Annotated in this window: 20 protein-coding genes; all 20 read left to right on the top strand. The window is 43.6% G+C overall.

Annotated elements, in window-relative coordinates:
• Positions 1–116 precede the first annotated feature (116 nt).
• The 20 genes from DQM55_RS06515 (at position 117) to DQM55_RS06420 (ending at position 22,383) form a co-directional block, all read left to right on the top strand.
• A complete protein-coding gene (locus tag DQM55_RS06515; RefSeq protein ID WP_172454736.1) occupies positions 117–2,915 on the top strand; it encodes a glycoside hydrolase family 3 N-terminal domain-containing protein in 2,799 nt (932 codons plus the stop codon).
• Positions 2,916–3,200: 285 nt separating this feature from the next.
• Complete coding sequence (locus DQM55_RS06510) at positions 3,201–5,162, top strand: peptide ABC transporter substrate-binding protein (RefSeq protein WP_111675879.1); 1,962 nt, start codon at positions 3,201–3,203, stop codon at positions 5,160–5,162.
• Between the two features lie 123 nt (positions 5,163–5,285).
• Positions 5,286–6,143, top strand: coding sequence for a GNAT family N-acetyltransferase (locus tag DQM55_RS06505; RefSeq protein ID WP_004191420.1), 858 nt, complete (start codon positions 5,286–5,288; stop codon positions 6,141–6,143).
• A gap of 119 nt (positions 6,144–6,262) precedes the next feature.
• A complete protein-coding gene (locus DQM55_RS06500) occupies positions 6,263–7,165 on the top strand; it encodes a LysR family transcriptional regulator (RefSeq protein ID WP_032908183.1) in 903 nt (300 codons plus the stop codon).
• 3 nt (positions 7,166–7,168) lie between these two features.
• A complete protein-coding gene (gene lspA / locus DQM55_RS06495) occupies positions 7,169–7,636 on the top strand; it encodes a signal peptidase II (RefSeq protein WP_111675878.1) in 468 nt (155 codons plus the stop codon).
• On the top strand, positions 7,620–8,510 hold the full coding sequence (locus tag DQM55_RS06490) for an RluA family pseudouridine synthase (RefSeq protein ID WP_111675877.1): 891 nt from the start codon (positions 7,620–7,622) through the stop codon (positions 8,508–8,510). Before lspA ends, DQM55_RS06490 begins: the two co-directional genes overlap by 17 nt.
• A gap of 120 nt (positions 8,511–8,630) precedes the next feature.
• A complete protein-coding gene (gene proB / locus DQM55_RS06485) occupies positions 8,631–9,740 on the top strand; it encodes a glutamate 5-kinase (protein ID WP_111675876.1) in 1,110 nt (369 codons plus the stop codon).
• Positions 9,741–9,761: 21 nt separating this feature from the next.
• Entirely contained in the window at positions 9,762–11,024 is a 1,263-nt protein-coding gene (locus tag DQM55_RS06480; protein WP_111675875.1) for a glutamate-5-semialdehyde dehydrogenase, read from the top strand.
• A 2-nt stretch (positions 11,025–11,026) separates the two neighbouring features.
• Positions 11,027–11,827 (top strand): pyrroline-5-carboxylate reductase, encoded by an 801-nt coding sequence (gene proC / locus DQM55_RS06475; protein WP_111675874.1) that lies wholly within the window; start codon positions 11,027–11,029, stop codon positions 11,825–11,827.
• 65 nt (positions 11,828–11,892) lie between these two features.
• On the top strand, positions 11,893–12,855 hold the full coding sequence (locus DQM55_RS06470) for a phosphotransferase (RefSeq protein ID WP_004187077.1): 963 nt from the start codon (positions 11,893–11,895) through the stop codon (positions 12,853–12,855).
• A gap of 116 nt (positions 12,856–12,971) precedes the next feature.
• The gene (gene hemW / locus DQM55_RS06465; protein ID WP_004187076.1) at positions 12,972–14,102 is read left to right on the top strand and encodes a radical SAM family heme chaperone HemW; all 1,131 of its coding nucleotides are present in this window, start codon (positions 12,972–12,974) and stop codon (positions 14,100–14,102) included.
• A 3-nt stretch (positions 14,103–14,105) separates the two neighbouring features.
• Positions 14,106–14,846 (top strand): acyl-[acyl-carrier-protein] thioesterase, encoded by a 741-nt coding sequence (locus tag DQM55_RS06460; RefSeq protein ID WP_004187074.1) that lies wholly within the window; start codon positions 14,106–14,108, stop codon positions 14,844–14,846.
• Positions 14,847–14,857: 11 nt separating this feature from the next.
• Positions 14,858–15,628 (top strand): TIGR01457 family HAD-type hydrolase, encoded by a 771-nt coding sequence (locus DQM55_RS06455; protein ID WP_004187072.1) that lies wholly within the window; start codon positions 14,858–14,860, stop codon positions 15,626–15,628.
• Entirely contained in the window at positions 15,621–16,250 is a 630-nt protein-coding gene (locus DQM55_RS06450; protein ID WP_004187066.1) for a TIGR01906 family membrane protein, read from the top strand. Before DQM55_RS06455 ends, DQM55_RS06450 begins: the two co-directional genes overlap by 8 nt.
• A gap of 13 nt (positions 16,251–16,263) precedes the next feature.
• Positions 16,264–17,247 carry a CPBP family intramembrane glutamic endopeptidase gene (locus DQM55_RS06445; protein WP_004187064.1) on the top strand — a complete coding sequence of 328 codons (984 nt, stop codon included), beginning with the start codon at positions 16,264–16,266 and terminating at the stop codon, positions 17,245–17,247.
• Positions 17,248–17,421: 174 nt separating this feature from the next.
• Positions 17,422–18,165: a DeoR/GlpR family DNA-binding transcription regulator gene (locus DQM55_RS06440; protein ID WP_004187062.1), complete on the top strand. Its 744-nt coding sequence runs from the start codon at positions 17,422–17,424 to the stop codon at positions 18,163–18,165.
• Positions 18,162–19,073 carry a 1-phosphofructokinase gene (pfkB, locus tag DQM55_RS06435; RefSeq protein ID WP_111675873.1) on the top strand — a complete coding sequence of 304 codons (912 nt, stop codon included), beginning with the start codon at positions 18,162–18,164 and terminating at the stop codon, positions 19,071–19,073. The genes DQM55_RS06440 and pfkB overlap by 4 nt, the downstream gene beginning before the upstream one ends.
• Positions 19,070–21,031, top strand: a complete 1,962-nt coding sequence (locus DQM55_RS06430; RefSeq protein WP_111675872.1) for a PTS fructose transporter subunit IIABC — start codon at positions 19,070–19,072, stop codon at positions 21,029–21,031. The genes pfkB and DQM55_RS06430 overlap by 4 nt, the downstream gene beginning before the upstream one ends.
• A 126-nt stretch (positions 21,032–21,157) precedes the next feature.
• Complete coding sequence (locus DQM55_RS06425) at positions 21,158–21,532, top strand: DUF1149 family protein (protein WP_002915309.1); 375 nt, start codon at positions 21,158–21,160, stop codon at positions 21,530–21,532.
• Between the two features lie 2 nt (positions 21,533–21,534).
• Positions 21,535–22,383 (top strand): DegV family protein, encoded by an 849-nt coding sequence (locus tag DQM55_RS06420; protein ID WP_111675871.1) that lies wholly within the window; start codon positions 21,535–21,537, stop codon positions 22,381–22,383.
• The last annotated feature ends 18 nt before the right edge of the window (positions 22,384–22,401 follow it).

Raw genomic sequence — 22,401 nt, 5'->3', positions numbered from 1 at the left:
TTCATTTTTATAGAGATTATATTACTAATTGGTGATAAAAACAAACAATAATTAGATAATATGTAAACGTTTACAAACATCGTTTTTTGTGCTATTATTATAGGGATGAAAGGAGAATGCCTATGATGAAAAGGTATAAATTGCTATTGGCACTTGCCTTGTCATTGCTTGTTTTTTGGCCATTGGGAGCCATAAAAGCGGATACAGCCAATCAGCCGCCGGAATCTGCTAACCAGTCTGAACAAGCAAGTGCTGCAGTTGTAACGGACTCTTCTGATAGTGGTGTAGGAGGTAGTGGTACGCCAAGTCAGGATAGTCAGATTGCCGAAAAAGCCTTGCCAGTCTCTGATGCTCCGTCAGTTGCAGCTACTGAAACTGCTGCTTCAACCAAAGAAGGCAATACTGGTAATTTAGTAGAAGATTCTGCCAAACCAGCGACTGCCCAGCCTGCAGAAGTTCTCTCAGCTGCCAATCAGACGCAGGATCAGGAAGCGAGTGATGCGCCGCCGGCTTCTAAGAGAGTGCAGCAGCTTGTGGCGGATATGACGCTTCGTCAGAAGATTACCCAGATGCTGATGCCAGACTTCAGAAAATGGCAGCAAGGGGGTCAAGCCGCCCAGTCTGATATGACGGAGCTTAATAAAGAAGTGGCAGAAGCGGTTGATAAATACGACTTTGGCGGAGTTATTCTTTTTGCTGAGAATGTGAAAGGAACTGCTCAAACCTTGGCCTTGACGCAAGCCCTGCAGCAAGCAGCTATCAGCAATCAAGCTAATAATGGCAAGTTGCCGCTTTTGCTCGCGATTGACCAAGAAGGTGGTATCGTCTATCGTTTGGGCAGCGGGACAGCTCTTCCTGGGAACATGGCAGTTGGCGCGACGCGTGATCCGGAATTGGCTAATCAAGCAGGTCAAATTATCGGACGGGAATTATCGGCTTTAGGTTTGAATGTCAACTTTGCCCCAGTTTTTGACACAAATAACAATCCGCAGAATCCCGTTATTGGTTTGCGTTCCTTCTCTTCAGATCCTAAGGTGGTTGCCCGTTTGGGAACGGCTATGATGGAGGGGATTCAGAAATACAATGTCGCAGTAGCGGCTAAGCATTTCCCTGGGCATGGCGATACGGCGGTGGATTCTCACACTGGTCTGCCTCTGGTAGATAAGTCCTATTCGGAGTTAGAGGCACTGGAGTTGCTGCCTTTCAAAGCTGCCATTGACAAAAACGCTGATATGCTGATGACTGCCCATATTCAGTATCCTCAGATTGAAAAAGACACGGTTATATCTAAACAAACTGGGGAAACTATCTATATCCCTGCCACCTTGTCTGATGACATTATTACCGGCATTGTTCGCAAGAAATTTGGCTACAAGGGAGTTGTGGTATCTGATGCTATGGGGATGGATGCGATTGCCAAAAACTTCGGAGAATCTGAAGCGGCTATCATGGCAATCAAGTCTGGTGTAGATGTGGTGCTGATGCCAACCGTCTTACGTAGCAAGAGTGATTTAGCCAAGATTGATAAGATTATCAACGATATTGAACAGGCGGTTAAGAGAGGCGATATTCCAGTCAGCAGATTGGATGAGTCAGTGACCCGTATCTTGAACCTAAAAGAAAAAAGGGGTATTTTAGACTTTGACCCATCTGAGCGAACTCAGGAAAAGGCTGAAGCAACTGTTGGCTCAGAGTTTAACAGAGATACTGAACGAAAAATCGCTGCTAGTGCAGTGACCGTAGTTAAAAACGATAATACTGTTCTGCCCTTTAAGGTTAAATCTGGCGATAGAATTTTGATGCTAGCGGCTTATGACGATGAAGTACCTGGACTAGAGCTGGGTGTCAAGCGTCTGATAGCGGACGGAGTGATTCCAGCAGGTGTCACATATGAAGCGCTAAACTACAGCAAAACAACCAAGTTAGAAGATTTGAAAGGAAAGATTGATCAAGCGACTCACCTTGTCTTAATCTCTGAAATTGGTCGTCAATCTCAACTGGCCAGCGATTTCTGGCTGACAAGAGTTCCGACTGAAGTCGTGGACTACGCAAATGAAACTGGAAAACAAGCAGTTATCATGAGCATTTCTAAACCTTATGATGTAGCGAATTATCCAAATGCCAAGGCTATTGTAGCAGTTTATGGAAACAAGGGCATGGATCCAACAGAGTCTCTGAAGCCTGACAATGCCTTCGGCCCTAATATCCCAGCTGGTGTGGAAGTCGTTTTTAATGGTCAAAATCATATTGGGAAGTTACCAGTAAATGTGCCGCTCATCAAGGATGGTATCATGTCAGAGACAGAGGTTGCCTATCCTATCGGGCATGGTCTCTTTTATACCGATCCAGTTAAGGATATCAAAGTCAATATCCCTGCATCTGCTCAGCTAGATCAGCCTTTTACAGCTACGGTTACCCTGAGTGGACTAAACGGTCTAGAGAAAAATGACTACCGTCTTGCCCTTAAGGTGGATAGTCAGCATTTCAACATCCTGCCAAGTCCTGACTATACCATCTCTGGCGATACTGTTCTGATTTCTAAAAAAGCTAATGATACCAATCCGGTTGAGATCAGCTTGAAAGGATTAGTAGAGGGTCAGTTCAGTCCAGTGCTTTCCCTGACCTTGATTGACAGTCAGGACAGAGAATTCAGCATGGGAGAAGGTTATTACAAGGAGCTTGTTCAGATTGCTGCAGCTGGGCAGAACATGATTCCAGGCCAACAAACTCCTCCTCAGTTGAGTTTGAGTTCTGTTGAACCTGTAAGTTCTCGTCGGCAGCTAAGTCAGCAGGCTGCACAGTTTAATCAGCTTCCCAAAACAGGAGACAGCAGCAGTTTGTTCTTAGTCTTGCTGGGTGCTTTGTTCTTGTTTGGGGCTGTCTATCTGTATGACTTGTCTTCTCGCAGACTATAATCAATAAAAGAATGAGCCAGCAGTGTTGAAGAGCTCACAGTTTTACTTATTCTTGATAACATAACAAAAAGGAAGAATCCAAAGCAAGTTTGCGGTAAAAGCGGATTCTTCTTTTTTTGCTTGGAAATTTGCAGGAATGCGGTAACAGAAAGCTTTGTGTATTTCCTAAAAACACACGGGCTTGAATATTTTACTCATCTGTCATCGGTTTACTATTTACTTTTTATACGCTTTTTGGTATAATAGTTCATGTTATAAAATGTAACATCAAAGGAGGTTCTATCCATGAAAGCATCAAAGTGGTTGATTGCGACTGGAATTGCACTGAGTGCCGGGCTATTGCTAACGGCTTGTAGCCAGTCTTCATCTAGCACAAATAATTATACTTACGTTTATAGTTCAGACCCTGACAGCTTGAACTATCTTGCTACAAACCGTGCAACGACAGGTGATGTCATTTCCAATTTGGTCGATGGACTTTTTGAAAATGACAAGTACGGGAATCTAGTTCCCTCAATCGCCAAGTCATGGACAGTTTCTAAGGACGGTTTGACATATACTTATAAGCTGCGTGATGATGCTAAATGGTACACATCCGATGGTGAAGAATATGCAGAAGTAAAAGCTCAGGACTTTGTGACTGGCTTGAAGTATGCAGCGGATGAAAATTCTGAAGCTATTTATCTAGTTCAGGACTCTGTGAAGGGCTTGGATGCTTATATCAAGGGTGAAGATAAGAATTTTGACAATGTTGGTGTCAAAGCTATTGATGACCATACCCTGCAATACACTCTGGCTCGCCCTGAGCCATATTGGAACTCTAAAACGACCAGCACGATTCTTTTCCCAGTCAATGAAGAGTTTCTGAAAGCAGAAGGAAGCAATTTTGGCTCTGTCAAGCCATCTAGCATCCTCTACAATGGTCCTTACTTGCTCAAGTCGCTGACTTCCAAGTCTGTGATGGAATTTGTCAAGAACCAAAACTACTACGATAAAGATAATGTGACTCTAGATAGCATCAAGCTAACCTATTATGATGGAAATGATCAGGAAGCGTTGATTCGTAACTTTAGCGATGGCGTTTATAGCACAGCTCGTCTCTATCCAAATAGCTCAGGCTTTGCTTCAGTCAAGAAGAAATACGCGGACAATATCGTTTACAGCCCGCAGGATTCTACTTCTTATTACTATAATTTTAACTACAACCGTCAGTCTTACAATCATACTTCTAAAACAACAGACGCTCAAAAATCTGCGACCAACGAAGCAATCATGAACAAGGACTTCCGTCAGGCTATTAACTTTGCCTTTGACCGTACATCTTATGGTGCGCAAGGAAATGGTGAAGACGGAGCGACTAAGGTCTTGAGAAATACATTGGTACCACCTAGCTTTGTCCAAATTGGCGACAAGGATTTTGGAACTGTTGTTGGAGAAAAATTAGTCAACTATGGCAACCAATGGCAAGGAATTGACCTCTCTGACGCTCAAGATCCTTACTACAATCCTGAAAAAGCTAAGGCGAAATTTGCAGAAGCGAAGCAAGCCTTGCAGGCTAAGGGAGTTGAATTCCCAATTCACTTAGATATGCCTGTGGATCAGTCTAGCACCATTGGCGTTCAATGGGCTAGCTCAACCAAGCAGTCTATCGAATCGGCTCTTGGAGCGGAAAATGTCGTCATTGACCTGCAAAAGATGAGCACAGACGATCTTAATAACATCACCTATTTTGCTAACTCTGCTGCTCAGAAAGACTATGATATGTCTACTGGTGGTTGGACTGGTGACTACCAAGACCCATCTACCTATCTTGATACTCTCAATATCAAGAACGGCGGAAGCTTGCAAAACTTTGGTTTTGAGCCAGGTCAAGACAATGATAAGATTAAAGAGCTAGGCTTGGATACTTATACCAAGATGCTGGAAGAAGCCAATGCTGAAACCAACGATGTGCAGCTGCGTTACGAAAAGTATGCAGAAGCGGAAGCTTGGTTGCTAGATAGCGGCTTGATTATTCCGACTGTTTCACAAGGAGCAACACCGTCTGTTACTAAATCAGTGCCATTTACGAAGGCCTACTCACCAGTTGGTGTCAAAGGTTCAGCTTACAACTTCAAGCTGACCCAGCTTCAGAAGGATGTTGTAACGACCAAAGAATACGAAGCAGCTAAGAAAAAATGGAAAGAAGAAGCTACTGCGGCAAATAAAAAAGCCCAGGAAGAACTTGCTGACCACGTTGAAAAATAAAAAATGATTAACTTAGCGACATTGGGGCTGGATTTTTCCAGCCCCTTTTTGAATGGCTTGGTCTGGCTATTCGTGGTAGATTCGTGGTAGAATAGAAAGAAATACTGGAAGGAAGTGAGACGGATGCAAATAAGAATTTATAGTGCATTGCCTGAGAAAGAAAAGCAGGTTTTGTTTGAATTAGTTCAAGAGTGTAATAAGGTGGATGGAGGCTATCGGCTGCCCTATCTGGATAATAATTATAATACAGATCCTGAAATGCCAGCCTTTTTCGTGGCTGAGATGGGTGGTCGAACCATCGGTTTTTTATCAGTCTACGCAGATGAACCTGGCCAAGCTGAGGTTTCTCTCTGTGTTCTGCCATCGTATCGCCGTCAGGGTGTGGCTAATCAGCTTCTGGCTGCTTTTGCAAAAGTAGCGGATAAGTATGAATTGACCGAGATTGAGTATGTAGCGGAGCTAGCTTTTTTGAACGATCAACCTGACTTTGCTAGGAGATTTGATTACCAAGAGGATGAAGCGGAAATCTGGCTGGCACAGCCTGCTCAAGCTTTTCCTCTAGAAGAAAGAGAAGGGATTGAGGTTTTGCAGGGGAGTTTGGACTTGGCTGAAGAGATTGCAGCCTTTCAGTCACAAGTCTTTGAGACACCACTAGATGTTGCTTTGAAATACGCCAGAGAAGCCGTTAGCAGTGGCTCCAGTCTGCTTTACATCTTGAAGAAAGATGGTAGAGTTGTGGCTTCTGTGTCGGTTGATACGGATTTTGGTACCAATTATTTCTTTGGCTTGGCGGTTGATCAAGACTTTCAGGGGCAGGGGTTAGGAAGCTATCTCTTGCTTGCAAGTATGCAGGATTTGAATGTGCGCAATGGACAGGAGTTTCAGATTGTTGTAGAAAAGCAGAACACCCGAGCATTGAAACTTTATAAAAAGCTAGGCTTCAAAGAGATGACAGAGGTTGTCTATCTAAAAGAAAAATAGCAAATTTGTCTCAGATTGCTCATTAACTTAAAAGGAGAAGCCGGCTTCTTACAGCTGGTTTCTTTTGTTCTGCCTTGGTTTATGGTATAATGAGACGATATGTAAAGAAGGAAAATGTTATGAATATTCAACAATTGCGTTATGTGGTCGCCATTGCTAACAGTGGAACCTTTCGAGAAGCCGCGGAAAAAATGTATGTCAGCCAGCCTAGTCTGTCTATCTCTGTCCGTGATCTGGAAAAAGAGCTGGGCTTCAAGATTTTTCGTCGGACCAGCAGCGGGACTTTTCTGACTCGCCGAGGAATGGAGTTTTATGAGAAGGCTCAAGACTTGGTCAAGGGCTTTGATGTCTTTCAAAATCAATATGCCAATCCTGAGGAAGAGCGAGATGAGTTCTCAATTGCCAGTCAGCACTATGATTTTCTGCCGCCTCTGATTACACAATTTTCTCAGACCTATCCAGAGTATAAGAACTTCCGGATTTTTGAGTCAACAACTGTGCAGATTCTGGACGAAGTCGCGCAAGGCCATAGTGAAATCGGCATTATCTACCTCAATAATCAAAATACCAAGGGGATTATGCAGCGGGTGGAAAAGTTAGGCTTGGAAGTAATTGAGTTGATTCCTTTTCAGACCCATATTTACCTGCGGGAAGATCACCCTCTGACTCAGAAGAAGGAACTTGTCATGGAAGATTTGGCTGCCTTGCCGACTGTTCGCTTTACCCAGGAAAAGGACGAATATCTCTATTATTCAGAGAATTTTGTCGATACCAGTGCCAGCTCACAGATGTTTAATGTGACGGACCGGGCGACTTTGAATGGGATTTTGGAGCGTACCGATGCTTATGCGACCGGATCTGGCTTTTTGGACAGCAATAGTGTAAATGGTATTACTGTCATCAAGCTTCGCGACAACTTGGACAACCACATGGTCTATGTCAAGCGTGAAGATGTGGAGCTGACTCAGGTCGGAGAAGACTTTGTATCAGTTATGAAAGAGTATTTTGCACAGAAAAAATAAAGTATGAAAAGAAAAATTATTATTCCGTTTGCTGTCTTGGTTCTTATTGTTGTGGACCAGCTGGTTAAGTTATATATTGTCAGCGATTTTAAGCTGGGGCAGGTCAAGAATTTCATTCCGCATCTGGTGAGTCTGACCTATCTCCAGAATACCGGCGCAGCCTTCTCCATGCTGGAAAATCAGCAATGGCTCTTTACTTTGGTGACTTTTCTGGTCATCGGCGGAGCTGTTTACTACCTCATCAAACACCTAAATGCCTCAAAGTGGATGCTGGCTGGGCTGACCTTGGTGATTGCTGGCGGTTTGGGAAACTTTATTGACCGGATACGTCAAGGTTTTGTTGTGGACATGTTTCAGTTAGATTTTATCAATTTTGCTATTTTCAATGTGGCAGATATGTATCTAACCTTTGGTGTAGCTGTTTTACTGCTGATGATTTTGAAGGAAGAAAAAGATGGAAGTAAGAATTGAGGCTTCGGTAGCTGGTCAGCGATTGGACAAGGCGCTGGCAGAGCTGACAGACCTATCAAGGAGCTTGGCTAATGAGCAGATTAAGGACGGCAGGATTTTGGTCAATGGACAAGCCAAAAAAGCCAAATACGCTGTCAAAGAAGGTGACATCATCTATTATGAGCTGCCTGAGCCGGAAGTGGTTGAGTATGTAGCTGAAGATATTCCGCTAGAAATCGTCTATCAAGATGAGGACGTAGCAGTCGTCAATAAACCTCAGGGAATGGTGGTCCATCCTTCTGCAGGCCATACCAGCGGTACGCTAGTCAACGCCCTTATGTACCACATTAAAGACCTGTCTGGAATCAACGGAGTCCTCCGTCCGGGGATTGTTCATCGGATCGACAAGGACACTTCTGGGCTTCTCATGATTGCTAAGAATGACCAAGCCCATGTGGCTCTGGCTGATGAGCTCAAGGATAAGAAATCCCTACGCAAGTATTGGGCTATTGTTCATGGAAATCTGCCTAATGACCGTGGGGTGATTGAGGCTCCGATTGGCCGCAGTGAAAAAGACCGCAAGAAGCAGGCTGTGACGGCTAAAGGCAAGTCGGCTCTGACGCGTTTCCAAGTCTTGGAACGTTTTGGTGACTATAGCTTGGTTGAGCTTCAGCTGGAAACAGGCCGAACCCATCAGATTCGCGTCCATATGGCTTACATTGGACATCCTGTGGCTGGAGATGAAGTCTATGGACCGCGTAAGACGTTGAAAGGACATGGCCAATTTCTGCACGCGCGAACACTGGGCTTCACACATCCTCGAACTGGTGAAGTGCTAGAATTTACAGCTGAAGTGCCAGTTATTTTCCAAGAAACCTTGGAAAAATTGCGATAAGGATAGCAAGTCCATTCATTATTAAAATACAAATTTTCCTCTGACCGCTTTAACCGCGGTCGTTTTTATTTTCCGTAAATCGTGGTATAATAAGACAATCTAGCAGTGAAGGAAAAGGAAATGAAAGCAAAGCGAATCGTATTTAAGGTGGGGACTTCGTCATTGACTAACGCAGATGGCAGTCTGTCACGCGCCAAGGTAAAGGAAATCACTCGGCAGTTGGCTCTCTTGCATGAGGCAGGACATGAGTTGATCTTGGTCTCATCAGGAGCTATTGCGGCAGGTTTTTCTTCTCTAGGCTTTAAAAAGCGACCGACCAAGGTGGCGGATAAACAGGCTTCAGCTGCGGTTGGACAGGGTTTGCTTTTGGAGGAATATACAACCAATCTTCTTTTGAAACAAATCATTTCTGCTCAGATTCTTTTGACACAGGAGGATTTTGCAGATAAGCGTCGTTACAAAAATGCGCACCAGGCCTTGTCTGTCTTGCTGAATCGCGGCGCTATTCCTATCATCAATGAAAATGACACGGTGGCTATCGAGGAGCTCAAGGTCGGGGATAATGATACACTGAGTGCTCAGGTGGCAGCTATGGTTCAGGCGGATCTCCTAGTGCTCTTGACAGATGTCGATGGACTCTACACGGCCAATCCCTCTATCAATCCAGATGCTCGTCGACTGGAAAAGATTGAGAAGATTAGCTCTGAGCTGATTGATATGGCGGGCGGTGCAGGAACGAGCAACGGGACTGGTGGTATGCTGACAAAGATAAAAGCAGCAACTCTTGCGACCATGTCTGGCGTTCCGGTCTATATCTGCTCTTCACTCAAGACTGATGCTCTGCTGGAAGCTGCGGAGAAGACCAAGGATGGCAGTCTCTTTTTGGCCCAGGAAAAAGGTCTAAAAACGCAGAAGCAATGGCTTGCTTTCTATTCTAAAAGCCAAGGGGAAATCTATGTAGACCAAGGAGCAGCTGACGCTCTCAGAAATAATGGAAAAAGTTTGTTGGTATCCGGACTTGTATCTGTATCGGGGAGCTTTGCCTATCAAGATACGGTGACCGTTTATGAAGAAGGCAGCGGTGCTATTCTTGGTAAAGGGCGCGTGCGTTTTGGCAAGTCAGCTCTTAAAGATATGCTCAAGTCCAATAAACCTAAGGGTGTTATCATTCATCGGGACGACTGGATCTCTTTGACACCGGAGTTAAATGATTTATTTGCAGAATTTTAGAAGACGAGGAAAGGAGAAGAGATGACCTCAACACAAGCGATTTTTGAAAAGGTTCAGAAAGTCAAGAAGACGATCAACACGGCTACAACGGCTGAGAAAAACCATGCTTTGGAAGAAATGGCAAAGCAGCTCTGGCTCTCTCGTGCGGACATTTTAGCAGCCAATGAATTGGATATGGCCACGGCTAAAGGTAAGATTTCAGATGTAATGCTGGACCGCCTCTATCTGGATGAGGATCGGATTGTTGCTATGGCAGAGGGAATTCGCCAGTTGATTGACTTGGAGGATCCTGTAGGGCAAGTCTTGGAAAGGACCGAGCTTGAGAACGGCCTTGTCATCAGTAAAAAGCGGGTGGCCATGGGTGTGATTGGGATTATCTACGAAAGCCGGCCTAATGTCACCTCTGACGCTGCTGCTCTAGCTCTAAAAAGTGGTAGCGCAGTCGTCCTCAGAAGCGGCAAGGATGCCTATCAGACAGCGCTAGCCATTGTCACAGCTTTGAAAGAAGGTTTGGCTCAGACGAAGATTTCGCCGGATTGTATCCAGTTGGTTTCTGATACCAGCCGAGCTTCAGCTCAAGCTATGATGAAGGCCAAGGGTTATCTGGATTTACTCATTCCTCGCGGAGGTGCTGGACTAATTCAGGCGGTCGTGGAAAATGCGACTGTGCCGGTTATTGAGACAGGTACTGGAATTGTCCATGTCTATGTAGATAAGGATGCTGATCAAGACAAGGCTTTGGCGATTATTGAGAATGCCAAGACCAGTCGCCCTTCTGTCTGCAATGCCATGGAGGTACTGCTGGTTCATGAAGAGATTGCAGAAAGATTTTTACCACGTTTGCAGAAGATGTTGGTGACTGATCGTGTTGCTGCGCAAGAAAAAACTATTGAATTACGTTTGGATGAGAAAGCGGCTCAGTATATCTCAGGCTCGCAAGCTAGACCGGAAGATTTTGATACCGAATTTTTGGACTATGTCTTAGCGGTCAAGCTAGTTTCTTCGCTGGAAGAAGCGGTGGAGCATATTGAGGCTCACAGCACCCATCACTCGGATGCCATTGTGACGGAGAACGATTCAGCGGAAGCTTATTTCACAGAGCAGGTCGATAGTGCGGCCGTTTATGTCAATGCTTCAACCCGCTTTACAGATGGCGGTCAGTTTGGCCTTGGTTGCGAAATGGGGATTTCTACTCAAAAACTACATGCCAGAGGTCCTATGGGACTGAAAGAGTTGACCAGCTATAAATACGTCATCCAAGGGACTGGTCAAGTGAGGAAATAAAGATGAACATTGGATTTATCGGTTTGGGAAATATGGGTGGCAGTTTGGCTCGCCTAATTGCCCAAGATGAAAGATATAGAAGCGAATTACTACTAGCCAATCGCAGTCGTGACAAGGCTGAAAAGATTGCTGCGGAAGTTGGTGGGCAGCCGGTCAATAATGAAGAGGTTTTTGCTCAGGCAGAGGTGATTTTTCTGGGCATCAAACCAGCTCAATTTGCTGACTTGCTGACTGAGTATCAGGAAATTCTTGAAAAACGGGAGTCTCTTCTGCTTGTTTCGATGGCTGCAGGTCTTCCTTTGAAAACTTTGAAAAAATTAGTTCCTAGCCACCATCGTTGGATTCGGATCATGCCTAATACACCGGTAGCTGTAGGTGAGGGTGTTATTACCTATAGCTTATCTCAGCAGGCGAATCAAGCGGATGAAGACTTGTTGTGTGAGCTTCTGTCTTCAGCTGGCCTTTTAGTTAAACTAGAGGAAAAACAGTTGGATGCAGCGACAGCTCTTGCTGGCTGTGGACCAGCTTTCGTCTATCTCTTTATAGAGGCCTTAGCGGATGCGGGTGTCCGAGCAGGACTCAGTCGCGATATATCCCTGCAGCTAGCCAATCAAACCCTCTTAGGCGCTGCCAAGCTAAGTCAGGTTAGTGAGCAACATCCGGCTCAGCTCAAAGATCAGGTTTGCAGTCCGGCCGGTTCGACCATCGCCGGGGTAGCCAGTCTGGAAGAAAATGCCTTTCGAGGAACGGTCATGGATGCCGTTCAAGCTTCCTACAAGAGGACGCAGGAGTTGGGGAAATAAAGAAATCTACCAGTTTTAAGCTGGTAGATTTTGTATAGGTTGGTAGTCAAATCAGAGGGGGAATTATGTTCTTTCAACAATTTGCAGATGAAAATTTTATCTTGAATAATCTTCATAAATGGTACGGTCATGATTGTCAGATTTCTCAACTCTCAAAAGGTAGTGAAAATCTAAATTATTTGCTCGACGGCCAGTTGGTGGTTCGTGTGCTTTATTTGGCCAAAAGTTCGCCAATTTTTTCGAAAGCCCTTCCGTATCTAGAAAGAGAAGTGTATTTTGTCAATACTTTATACGAGAACAAGTTAAATGCGCTTCGGTATCTGTCTTTTCCAGATGGGAAGTTCATTCATCGGCTGGATGTGAAGGATGGAAGTCTCTTTTTTCTGAAATATTCTTATTTAAAAGGTGAACGAATGACTTTCTCTTCCTCTAATCTATCAGAACTTGCTCGAAAATTAGCAAATATACATAATTTTTCTCAGAGATATTTGATGACATTTGAAAGAATCCCCTTTTATGACGACCTGGTTTCTTCTTTACATTTCAGAGATTTTTCTTACAATCCTCAGCTTGAAAGAATCATTTCAGGCTATCAGGCATTGTGGAAAATATTTCAAGAGAACACAGAAAATTTGAAGTCAATGAAGTCTGAGAAGAGGAATGTTTTTATTCATAACGACTTACATGATGAAAATTTGCTCCTTTGTACAAAGGAAGTCGCCATATTGGATTTTGGAGATTGCAGATATTCATTGCCTGAAGAGGATATTGGAACCTTATTTTGGGGAATCCTGCAGAAAGTTGAAAAGTCAAAATATGAAGAAATGCTAGATAATTTTTTAAAATATTATTCCAGACCAATCGATAAAACTGTTTGTTTTCGTTATGCCTTGCAGAGATTTTTAGATATTCATTTGTATTATCTGAATGAAAATCTGAAAGAAGCAGGCTTAATCAAGTATCAAAAAGAAAAATTCAACAAAGAAGAAGCAATGATTAATTTTCTCATATCGAAAATTACTGAATAATACTTGCTTAATAAAAGTGTTTAAAGCTGGAAGCAGGGATTTGGCGATTATGATTTTAACCTTATTAATCCAACATTTATCCCGCTTGTCTTTGTGATTTATGTTATAATCTTACTATGCAAACCAAACCGACTTCTGCTTATGTGCACATTCCTTTTTGTACTCAGATTTGTTATTACTGCGATTTTTCCAAGGTATTTATCAAAAATCAGCCAGTAGATAGTTATCTGGAGCATTTGATTGAGGAGTATGATTCTTACGACATCAAAAAGCTCCGTACCCTCTATATCGGTGGTGGGACTCCGACGGCTTTATCAGCGCCTCAGTTGGCTTTTTTGCTTGAAAAGCTGTCGGACAAGCTGGACTTGTCTTATCTTGAGGAGCTGACCATTGAAGCCAATCCTGGGGATTTGGACCAGGAGAAGATTGCTGTACTCAAAGACTCACCTGTCAATCGGGTTTCGCTGGGCGTACAGACCTTCAATGACCGCATGCTCAAGCAGATTGGTCGCAGTCACTTGGAAAAGGACATCTATGAAAATATTGCCAATCTCAAAAAAGCGGGTTTTGACAATATTTCGATTGATCTGATTTATGCCCTGCCCAAGCAGACAATGGAAGATGTGAAAATCAATGTAGCCAAGGCTATTGCCCTAGACATTCCTCACATGAGTTTGTACAGCTTGATTTTGGAAAATCATACGGTCTTTATGAATCGGATGCGGCGTGGGAAGCTGCATCTGCCCAAGGAAGACTTGGAAGCGGAGATGTTTGAATACATTATAGCTGAGCTGGGAAAGGCCGGCTTTGAGCATTATGAGATTTCAAACTTTTCCAAGCCAGGCTTTGAGAGCCGCCACAATCTCATGTATTGGGACAATGCGGAATATTATGGTATTGGAGCGGGAGCGTCTGGCTATGTCGATGGTGTTCGCTATAAAAACCACGGACCTATTCGTCATTATCTGCAGGCGGTGGAAGCGGGCAATGCCCGAGTGCAGGAAGAAGTGCTGACGCTGAAAGAAAAGATGGAAGAAGAGATGTTTCTAGGACTGCGCAAGAAATCTGGCGTTTCCAAAAAACGTTTTGAGGAAAAATTCGGTATTTCCTTTGAAGGCCAGTATGGAGCTGTTGTGTCTGATCTGACCGAGCAGGGCTTGCTAGTGCCAGATAGAGATATCGTGCGCATGACCAAACAAGGCCTCTTTTTGGGCGATACGGTTGCTGAAAAATTTATATTGGAGTAAATCATGGGCTTAACTTATCAAATGAAAATGAAAATTCCTTTTGATATGGCAGATATGAATGGCCATATCAAGCTGCCGGATGTCATCTTGCTATCCTTGCAGGTATCGGGGATGCAGTCGATCGAGCTTGGCGTCAGTGACAAGGATATGCTGGAGCAGTATAACCTAGTCTGGATTATCACGGACTATGATATTGATGTGACACGTCTGCCACGATTTGCAGAGGAGATTACCATTGAGACAGAAGCTTTGACCTACAATCGGCTCTTTTGCTACCGTCGCTTCACGATTTTTGATGAAGCGGGTGAGGCCATTATCCAGATGATGGCAACTTTTGTTCTTATGGATCGGGATAGCCGCAAGGTTCGTGCCGTTGATCCGGAGATTGTAGCGCCATATCAATCAGACTTTTCCAAGAAATTACTGCGAGGTCCTAAGTATCCAGACTTGGAAAATCCTGTCAGCAAGGACTACCATGTGCGCTTTTACGACTTGGATATGAACGGGCATGTCAACAACAGCAAGTATCTGGACTGGATCTTTGAGGTCATGGGTGCAGATTTCCTCACCCAGCACATTCCCAAGAAAGTCCATCTTAAGTATGTCAAGGAAGTTCGACCAGGCGGCATGATTGCTTCTAGCTACGACCTAGAAGGTCTGCAGAGCAATCACCAGATTTCCAGTGACGGCGAAGTCAATGCCCAGGCTTTGGTTACCTGGCAAGAGTTTAAACAAGAGAATTAGGAAGAGCAGACATGACTTATAAAGGATATTTGATTGATTTAGACGGGACGATTTATAAGGGCAAGAGCCGGATTCCGGCTGGTGAAGCCTTTGTGCATGACTTGCAGAGGCGCAAGATTCCCTATCTTTTTGTGACCAATAATACCACGCGCACGCCAGAAACAGTGCAAACCATGTTGGCGGAGAATTTTAATATTGAGACGCCACTTGATACCATTTACACAGCAACTCTAGCTACCATTGACTATATGCAGGAGAAAAAACTGGGCAAGAAAGTCTACGTTATCGGTGATGTCGGGCTTAAACATGCCATAGAAGAAGCTGGATACATAGAGGATACAGAAAATCCAGACTATGTAGTAGTGGGGCTGGACTGGGAAGTGGATTACGAGAAGCTGACAATAGCGACTCTGGCTATTCAAAAGGGTGCTCACTTTATCGGAACCAATCCAGATCTCAACATTCCGACTGAGCGAGGTTTGCAGCCGGGAGCTGGCGCAATCAACGCCCTCTTGGAAGCAGCCACTCGGGTTGAACCGACCTTTATTGGCAAGCCCAATGCCATCATCATGGAAAAAGCCATAGAGCATCTAGGGTTGGCGCGTGAAGAAGTGGTCATGGTGGGCGATAACTATCTGACAGATATTCGAGCAGGAATCGACAACGGCATTCCGACCCTATTGGTTACGACAGGTTTTACCCTGCCAGAAGAAGTGCCCAATCTGCCGATCCAACCGACGCATGTCTTGTCCAGTCTAGCGGAGTGGGATTTCGATGCGTGATAAGTTGAGATTTTCAGCCAGCGCTTTGTGCTTGCTGGCAGTAGCTATTCTGCTGACCATTTATCTGGCTTGGCTTTTATACCCGATGGAGATTTCTTATTTCAACTTGCCGGATAAGGTGTATTTGAAAGCAGAGACCATCCAGTATAATTTTAATATTCTGATGAATTACCTGACCAATCCTTTTAGTCAGAAACTGGCGATGCCAGATTTTCGCTCGTCAGCTGCAGGGCTACATCATTTTCAGGCGGTCAAGTATCTTTTTCACTTGGCGCAAGCTATTTTTCTAATAACCTTGCCGGTTTTGATTTTCTTTATCAAAAAAGTGGTTAAAAAGGGATTTTTGGGTCTTTACAGACGGGCTTTTCTGGTGATTAGTCTCTTGCCGCTTGTCTTTGCTGGCTTGGCTTTTATGATTGGTTTTAATAATTTTTTTACACTCTTTCATCAAGTTCTCTTTGCCGGAGATAATACCTGGATGTTTGATCCAACTAAGGATCCAGTCATTTGGATTCTGCCGGAAGAATTTTTCATGCACGCCTTTATTCTTTTTGCTTTGCTTTATGAGGGAATCTTTTTGACCTTGTATTTCCTAAGCCGAAAGGGTAAGGAGAAAATTTAATATAGGAGATTTTATGTATTATATACCTGAACCTTTAAATCCTAAAAAAGATCTAGGACGATTTTCAGCGACTTGCTTTACTTATTTATGGGTCATGATTGCTGCTGTCTTCATTTACGTATTTGTTGCCTTTTTTGTCATCATGCCAGGACAAGGTATGGACATTCAAAAGACGCAAGACATTGTTACCAAATTCATGGAAAAGGACGGAGGAGCCTATATTCTAGCTTCCTGTCTTGGTGTTCTTACTTTCACAGTGTCTCGGGGCAAGCAGCTCTTTAAATACGACCTTCGTCGCAAGGGGCGGAAGATGACCCCTAAAGTTTTCTTTTATATGATTTGCTTCCTTTTATTCGCCCAATTGTTTACAGCCGTTGTCAATCAGATGATGCAGGCTATCATGCAACTCTTCAATCTAGATCTATCTAGTATGGAATCAGGAGGCGGCGGTTCTGAAACGCTGACCATGCTGATTTATTCATCTTTGATGGCTCCAGTTACGGAGGAAATCATTTTTAGAGGTGCTGGATTGCGAGCATTAGAGAAGCATGGAAAGGTTTTTGCCATTCTTCTGACTGCGATTTTGTTTGGTCTTTTTCACGAAAATCTTTATCAGTTTTATTTTGCTAGTTTGATTGGTTTAGGCTTTGGTTATATCGCTTTTGAGTATTCGATTATCTGGTCTATCATTTTTCATGCTCTCAATAACTTTGTCATAGCAGAAGGTATAGCTTTTCTTTCAAAAAAAGCTCCAGAGCCTATTGTTAACATCGTTTTTTACGGCCTGTTAATCGCTGGCAGCACAGTATTTCTTTTGCTTTTAATCTTGAAGTGGCCAAAATTTAAGGAATACATTGACACAAATCGTTCGCTCCCAGGGACCTACCGACAGGCTTTTAAGTCAGTCTGGTTCTGGGTTCTGGTTGTGTTTACTTTTCTTGGTACTTTTCTGCCTGTCATGGCAGCCTATCTTGTATCATTGATCAATAATAGCTAATTGCCTTTTATTTGGCAGTTATGCAACGATATGAAAGGAGTTGGATATAGTCCAGCTCTTTTTTGTTCGATAAGATAAAAAGATAGAAAATGAAAGATTTTGATAGAAATTGCTTGACATTGAAAATTAAAGAGGTATAATAATAATCGTAAACGATTCCAAAGGAGGTGCTTTATGCTGAAGTCGGAAAGAAAGCAAGTTATTCTAGAGACAGTCATAAGAGAGAAATTTGTTTCTTTAGACTATCTAGTACATGCTTTGAACACTTCAGAATCAACTATCAGAAGAGATTTGGATGAACTGGAGAGCGAGCATAAACTGCGACGAGTTCATGGTGGAGCCGAAAGCCTTCATTTTCTACAAGAAGAAGAGAGCAATCAGGAAAAATCTATCAAAAGCATTCAAGAAAAGACAGCTATTGCCAAGATGGCAGCAAGCTTGATTCAAGAGCATGATGTGATTTTTATTGATGCGGGGACAACCAATGAGCTTTTAGTCAATGAGTTGCATGATCCAAGAGTGACAGTGGTCACCAACTCCATTCACCATGCGACCAAGTTGGTAGAGCGTAATATTCCGACGGTCATTATCGGCGGAAAGGTCAAGCGTTCAACGGATGCCAGCATTGGCGGTGTGGCTCTGAATCAAATCGGTCAGTTGAATTTCGATAAGGCCTTTATTGGAATGAATGGCATTGGCGATGGCTTCTTTACCACTCCAGATATGGAAGAAGGAGCTGTCAAAAGAGCGATTTTGGAGAACGCTAAGAAAACTTATGTCTTGGCTGATCTTTCTAAACTAGGACAGACGTCCTTTGTCAAGGTTGCTCCTCTTGCCAAAGCAAGCATCATTACTAATCAAAATGAATCAGAAGTGATTCAAGCGCTCAAAGAAAAAACGGAGGTGATTGAAGTATGATTTATACTGTCACACTAAACCCTTCCATCGACTATATTGTCCGTCTGGACAAGGTTCTTATAGGAAGCGTCAATCGGATGGACAGTGACGACAAATTCGCTGGCGGAAAGGGTATCAATGTTAGCCGAGTTCTCAAACGTCTAGGTATTGAGAATACAGCGACTGGATTTATCGGTGGTTTTACTGGCAAGTTCATCACAGATACTCTGAAAGAGGAAGGAATCTCCAGCCATTTTGTAGAAGTTGAGCAGGATACTCGTATCAATGTCAAGATTAAAGCGGATGCTGAGACAGAAATTAACGGACCAGGTCCGGAAATTTCTAATCAGAAACTAGAAGAGCTGGAGAAGTTCCTTTCTTCTCTGACTTCAGAAGATACAGTAGTCTTTGCTGGCAGCAGTCCTAAAAATCTAGGAAATGTTGTCTACAAGAAACTGATTGGCATTACCAGAAAGACAGGAGCGCAAGTCGTCTGCGACTTTGAAGGCCAGACGTTGCTTGATTCATTAGAGTTTGAGCCGCTCTTGGTTAAACCTAACAATCACGAACTAGGTGATATTTTCGGAGTCAAGCTCGAAAGCTTGGATCAGATTGAGAGTTATGCTCGTCAAATCTTAGACAAGGGTGCCCAACATGTGATCATTTCCATGGCTGGTGACGGCGCTTTACTGGTAACTCAAGAGGGTGCCTATTTCGCTAAACCTATCAAGGGCAATGTGAAAAATTCTGTTGGTGCTGGCGACTCTATGGTGGCTGGGTTTACTGGAGAGTTTGTCCGCTCTGGCGATGTTATTCAAGCCTTCAAATGGGGAGTGGCCTGCGGAACGGCGACCACCTTCTCAGATGATTTGGCGACAACTGATTATATAAAAGAAATCTATGAAAAAGTAGAGGTAGAAAAAATATGAAAATTCAAGACTTACTAAGAAAAGATGTGATGTTGCTGGACTTGCAGGCAACCGAGAAAAAAGCTGTTATCGAAGAAATGATTCAGAGCCTAGTGGATCATGGCTATGTAACAGACTTCGATACTTTCAAAGAAGGGATTTTGGCTCGTGAAGCCTTGACTTCTACAGGTTTGGGTGACGGAATTGCTATGCCTCACAGCAAAAATGCCGCAGTGAAAGAAGCGACTGTCCTTTTTGCCAAGTCAAATAAAGGTGTCGATTATGAAAGTTTGGATGGACAACCAACTGATCTTTTCTTCATGATTGCAGCTCCAGAAGGTGCTAACGACACTCACTTGGCAGCCTTGGCTGAATTGTCCCAATACCTGATGAAAGATGGCTTTGCGGATAAACTGCGCCAAGTTACTTCGCCTGATCAGGTGATTGAGCTTTTTGACCAAGCTTCAGAAAAAGCAGAAGAACCTGCTGTTGTTGAACCTGCCAATGAAGGCGGAAATTTCCTTGTAGCTGTAACAGCTTGTACGACAGGAATTGCGCATACTTACATGGCTCAAGAGGCCTTGCAAAAGGTCGCTGCTGAAATGGGTGTTGGCATCAAAGTTGAAACCAACGGTGCCAGTGGTGTCGGAAATAAACTGACAGCAGAAGATATCAAAAACGCTAAAGCTGTTATCATCGCGGCAGATAAGGCCGTAGAGATGAATCGCTTTGACGGCAAGCCGTTGATCAATCGTCCAGTTGCAGATGGTATTCGTAAGACAGAAGAACTCATCAATCTGGCCCTTTCTGGAAATGCTGAGATTTACAAGGCTGCCAATGGTGGCGGTACGGCAGAGTCTAGTAATGAAAAACTTAGTCTGGGTGGCGCTTTCTACAAGCACTTGATGAGCGGTGTTTCCCAAATGTTGCCATTCGTTATTGGTGGTGGTATCATGATTGCCATTGCATTCTTGTTGGATCAGATTTTAGGTGTACCAAAAGATCAGCTTTCTAATCTAGGAAGTTATCATGAGATTGCAGCGCAATTTAAAGCAATTGGTGCAGCAGCCTTTGGCTTCATGTTGCCAGTATTAGCTGGTTATATAGCTTACTCAATCGCTGAAAAGCCAGGTCTGGTTTCTGGTTTCGTAGCTGGTGCAATTGCGAGCAGCGGTGCATCATTTGGTGCTGTTGCCTATGCTGAAGGCGGTCAGAAAACACTTGATTTAGTTGGTGTATCATCTGGTTTCCTTGGAGCTATGGTAGGCGGCTTCTTAGCTGGTGGTATCATCCTTTTCCTTCGTAAGCTTCTTGCAGGTCTGCCTCGCTCACTTGAAGGTATCCGTTCAATCTTGCTTTTGCCTCTTCTGGGTGTTCTTGTGACTGGATTTGTGATGTTGGCGGTCAATATTCCAATGTCGGCAATCAATACAGCCTTGAATGATTTCTTGGCAAGTCTGAGCGGAAGCTCTGCTGTCCTCCTTGGCCTCTTGGTAGGCGGTATGATGGCTGTCGATATGGGTGGGCCGGTTAATAAGGCTGCTTACGTATTTGGTACTAGTACACTTGCAAGCACTGTTTCAACTGGTGGTTCGCCTGTTATGGCAGCAGTTATGGCAGCTGGTATGGTTCCGCCTTTGGCAGTATTTATTGCAACTCTTTTGTTCAAACATAAATTCACTGAAGAAGAACGTGATTCAGGTTTGACAAACATCGTTATGGGACTATCTTTCATCACAGAAGGAGCGATTCCGTTTGGAGCTGCTGACCCAGCCCGTGCTATCCCAAGCTTTATCGTAGGTTCCGCTCTTACAGGTGCTCTTGTAGGCTTGTCTGGTATCAAGCTCATGGCTCCTCATGGAGGAATCTTCGTTATCGGATTGACAAATAATCCAATCCTTTACTTGGTATATGTATTGATTGGTGCAGTAGTCAGCGGCGTTATCTTTGGTTACCTGCGCAAACCACTTGAAAAATAATATTTAAAAGAATCTCGCTTGTCAGTGAGATTCTTTTTTGTGTTTTCCGGCCTGCAAATTTTAGCATGGAAACTTCACTCGATATATGGTATAATGAGCCTATCGCATATTTTTAGGAGAATAAAAATGAACATACAGCGCGAAAAAGAATTTGTTAGTCAGTACCATTTTGACGCCCGAAATTTTGAGTGGGAAAAAGAAAATGGAACACCTGAAACCAAGGTTGATGTGAATTTCCAATTGGTCAAAAGAGATGTCGAAGCACACACAACTTCATTGATTGTGATTTTGACCTTTATGATTGTTTTTGAAAATTTTGTTATCAGCGGAACTATTTCGCAAGCCAACCACATTCACGGTCGTCTTATTGAGGAACCGAGTGAATTTGACCACGATGAAGTAGAAGAGCTGGCTCGGCCTTGCCTGACCATGCTCAACCGCTTGACTTATGAAGTGACAGAAATTGCTCTGGATTTGCCAGGCATTAATTTGGAGTTTTAATCATGAAGTTAGCGGTTATCACAGATTCATCGGCCTATCTGCCAGCTTCGCTGCTAGAGAACGAAAATCTTTTCGTCTTGGACATTCCGGTCGTGATTGACGGTGAGTCTTATGTCGAAGGCAGAAACTTAACAGCCAGTGAATTTTATGAAAAAATGGCTCAGTCAGATGAACTACCCAAGACCAGTCAGCCTAGCATTGCGGACCTAGAAGAGATTCTCACCATTCTAGACGGCAAAGACTATACTCATGTTCTGGGACTCTTTCTATCTCGCGGAATTTCTGGTTTTTATCAAAACATTCAGTATCTGAAAGATGAATTTCACGGTTTGCAAATTGCCTTTCCGGATTCTAAGATTACCAGTGCACCGCTCGGTATTATGGTTCAATCTGCTCTAGAGTGGGCAGAAGAAGGACTAGATTTTGAAACAATTTTAGCTAATGTTCAAAAGCAGATTGATGGCACCAGCGCCTTTATCATGGTGGACGACTTGGACCACTTGGTCAAAGGAGGACGCCTGTCTAACGGTGCAGCTATTCTGGGAAATCTGCTCAGTATCAAGCCTATTCTGTATTTTAACAATCATGGTGTGATAGAAGTTTTTGAAAAGATTCGGACGGAGAAGAAGGCTACCAAGCGTATACTGGAACTTGTCCAAGAAAGAACAGCAGGCGGTGCTTATCAGATTATGGTTATCCATGGCAATGCGCCAGAAAAAGCAGCTGAGCTTCAGCAAAATCTGCTAGACAGCGGTATTGCTAGTGAAGTCCCTATCGTAACCTTTGGCAGTGTCATTGGAACGCATCTAGGCAAGGGGAGTGTTGCACTTGCTTATATTCCTGTGATTTGATTGTCTGAATATCTGAGT

This window comes from Streptococcus sanguinis (assembly GCF_900475275.1).
In the GTDB taxonomy this organism is placed as follows: Bacteria; Bacillota; Bacilli; order Lactobacillales; family Streptococcaceae; genus Streptococcus; species Streptococcus sanguinis_N.
The sequence above is the reverse complement of the archived record's forward strand: the minus strand, read 5'-3'. Positions and strand labels throughout refer to the sequence as shown.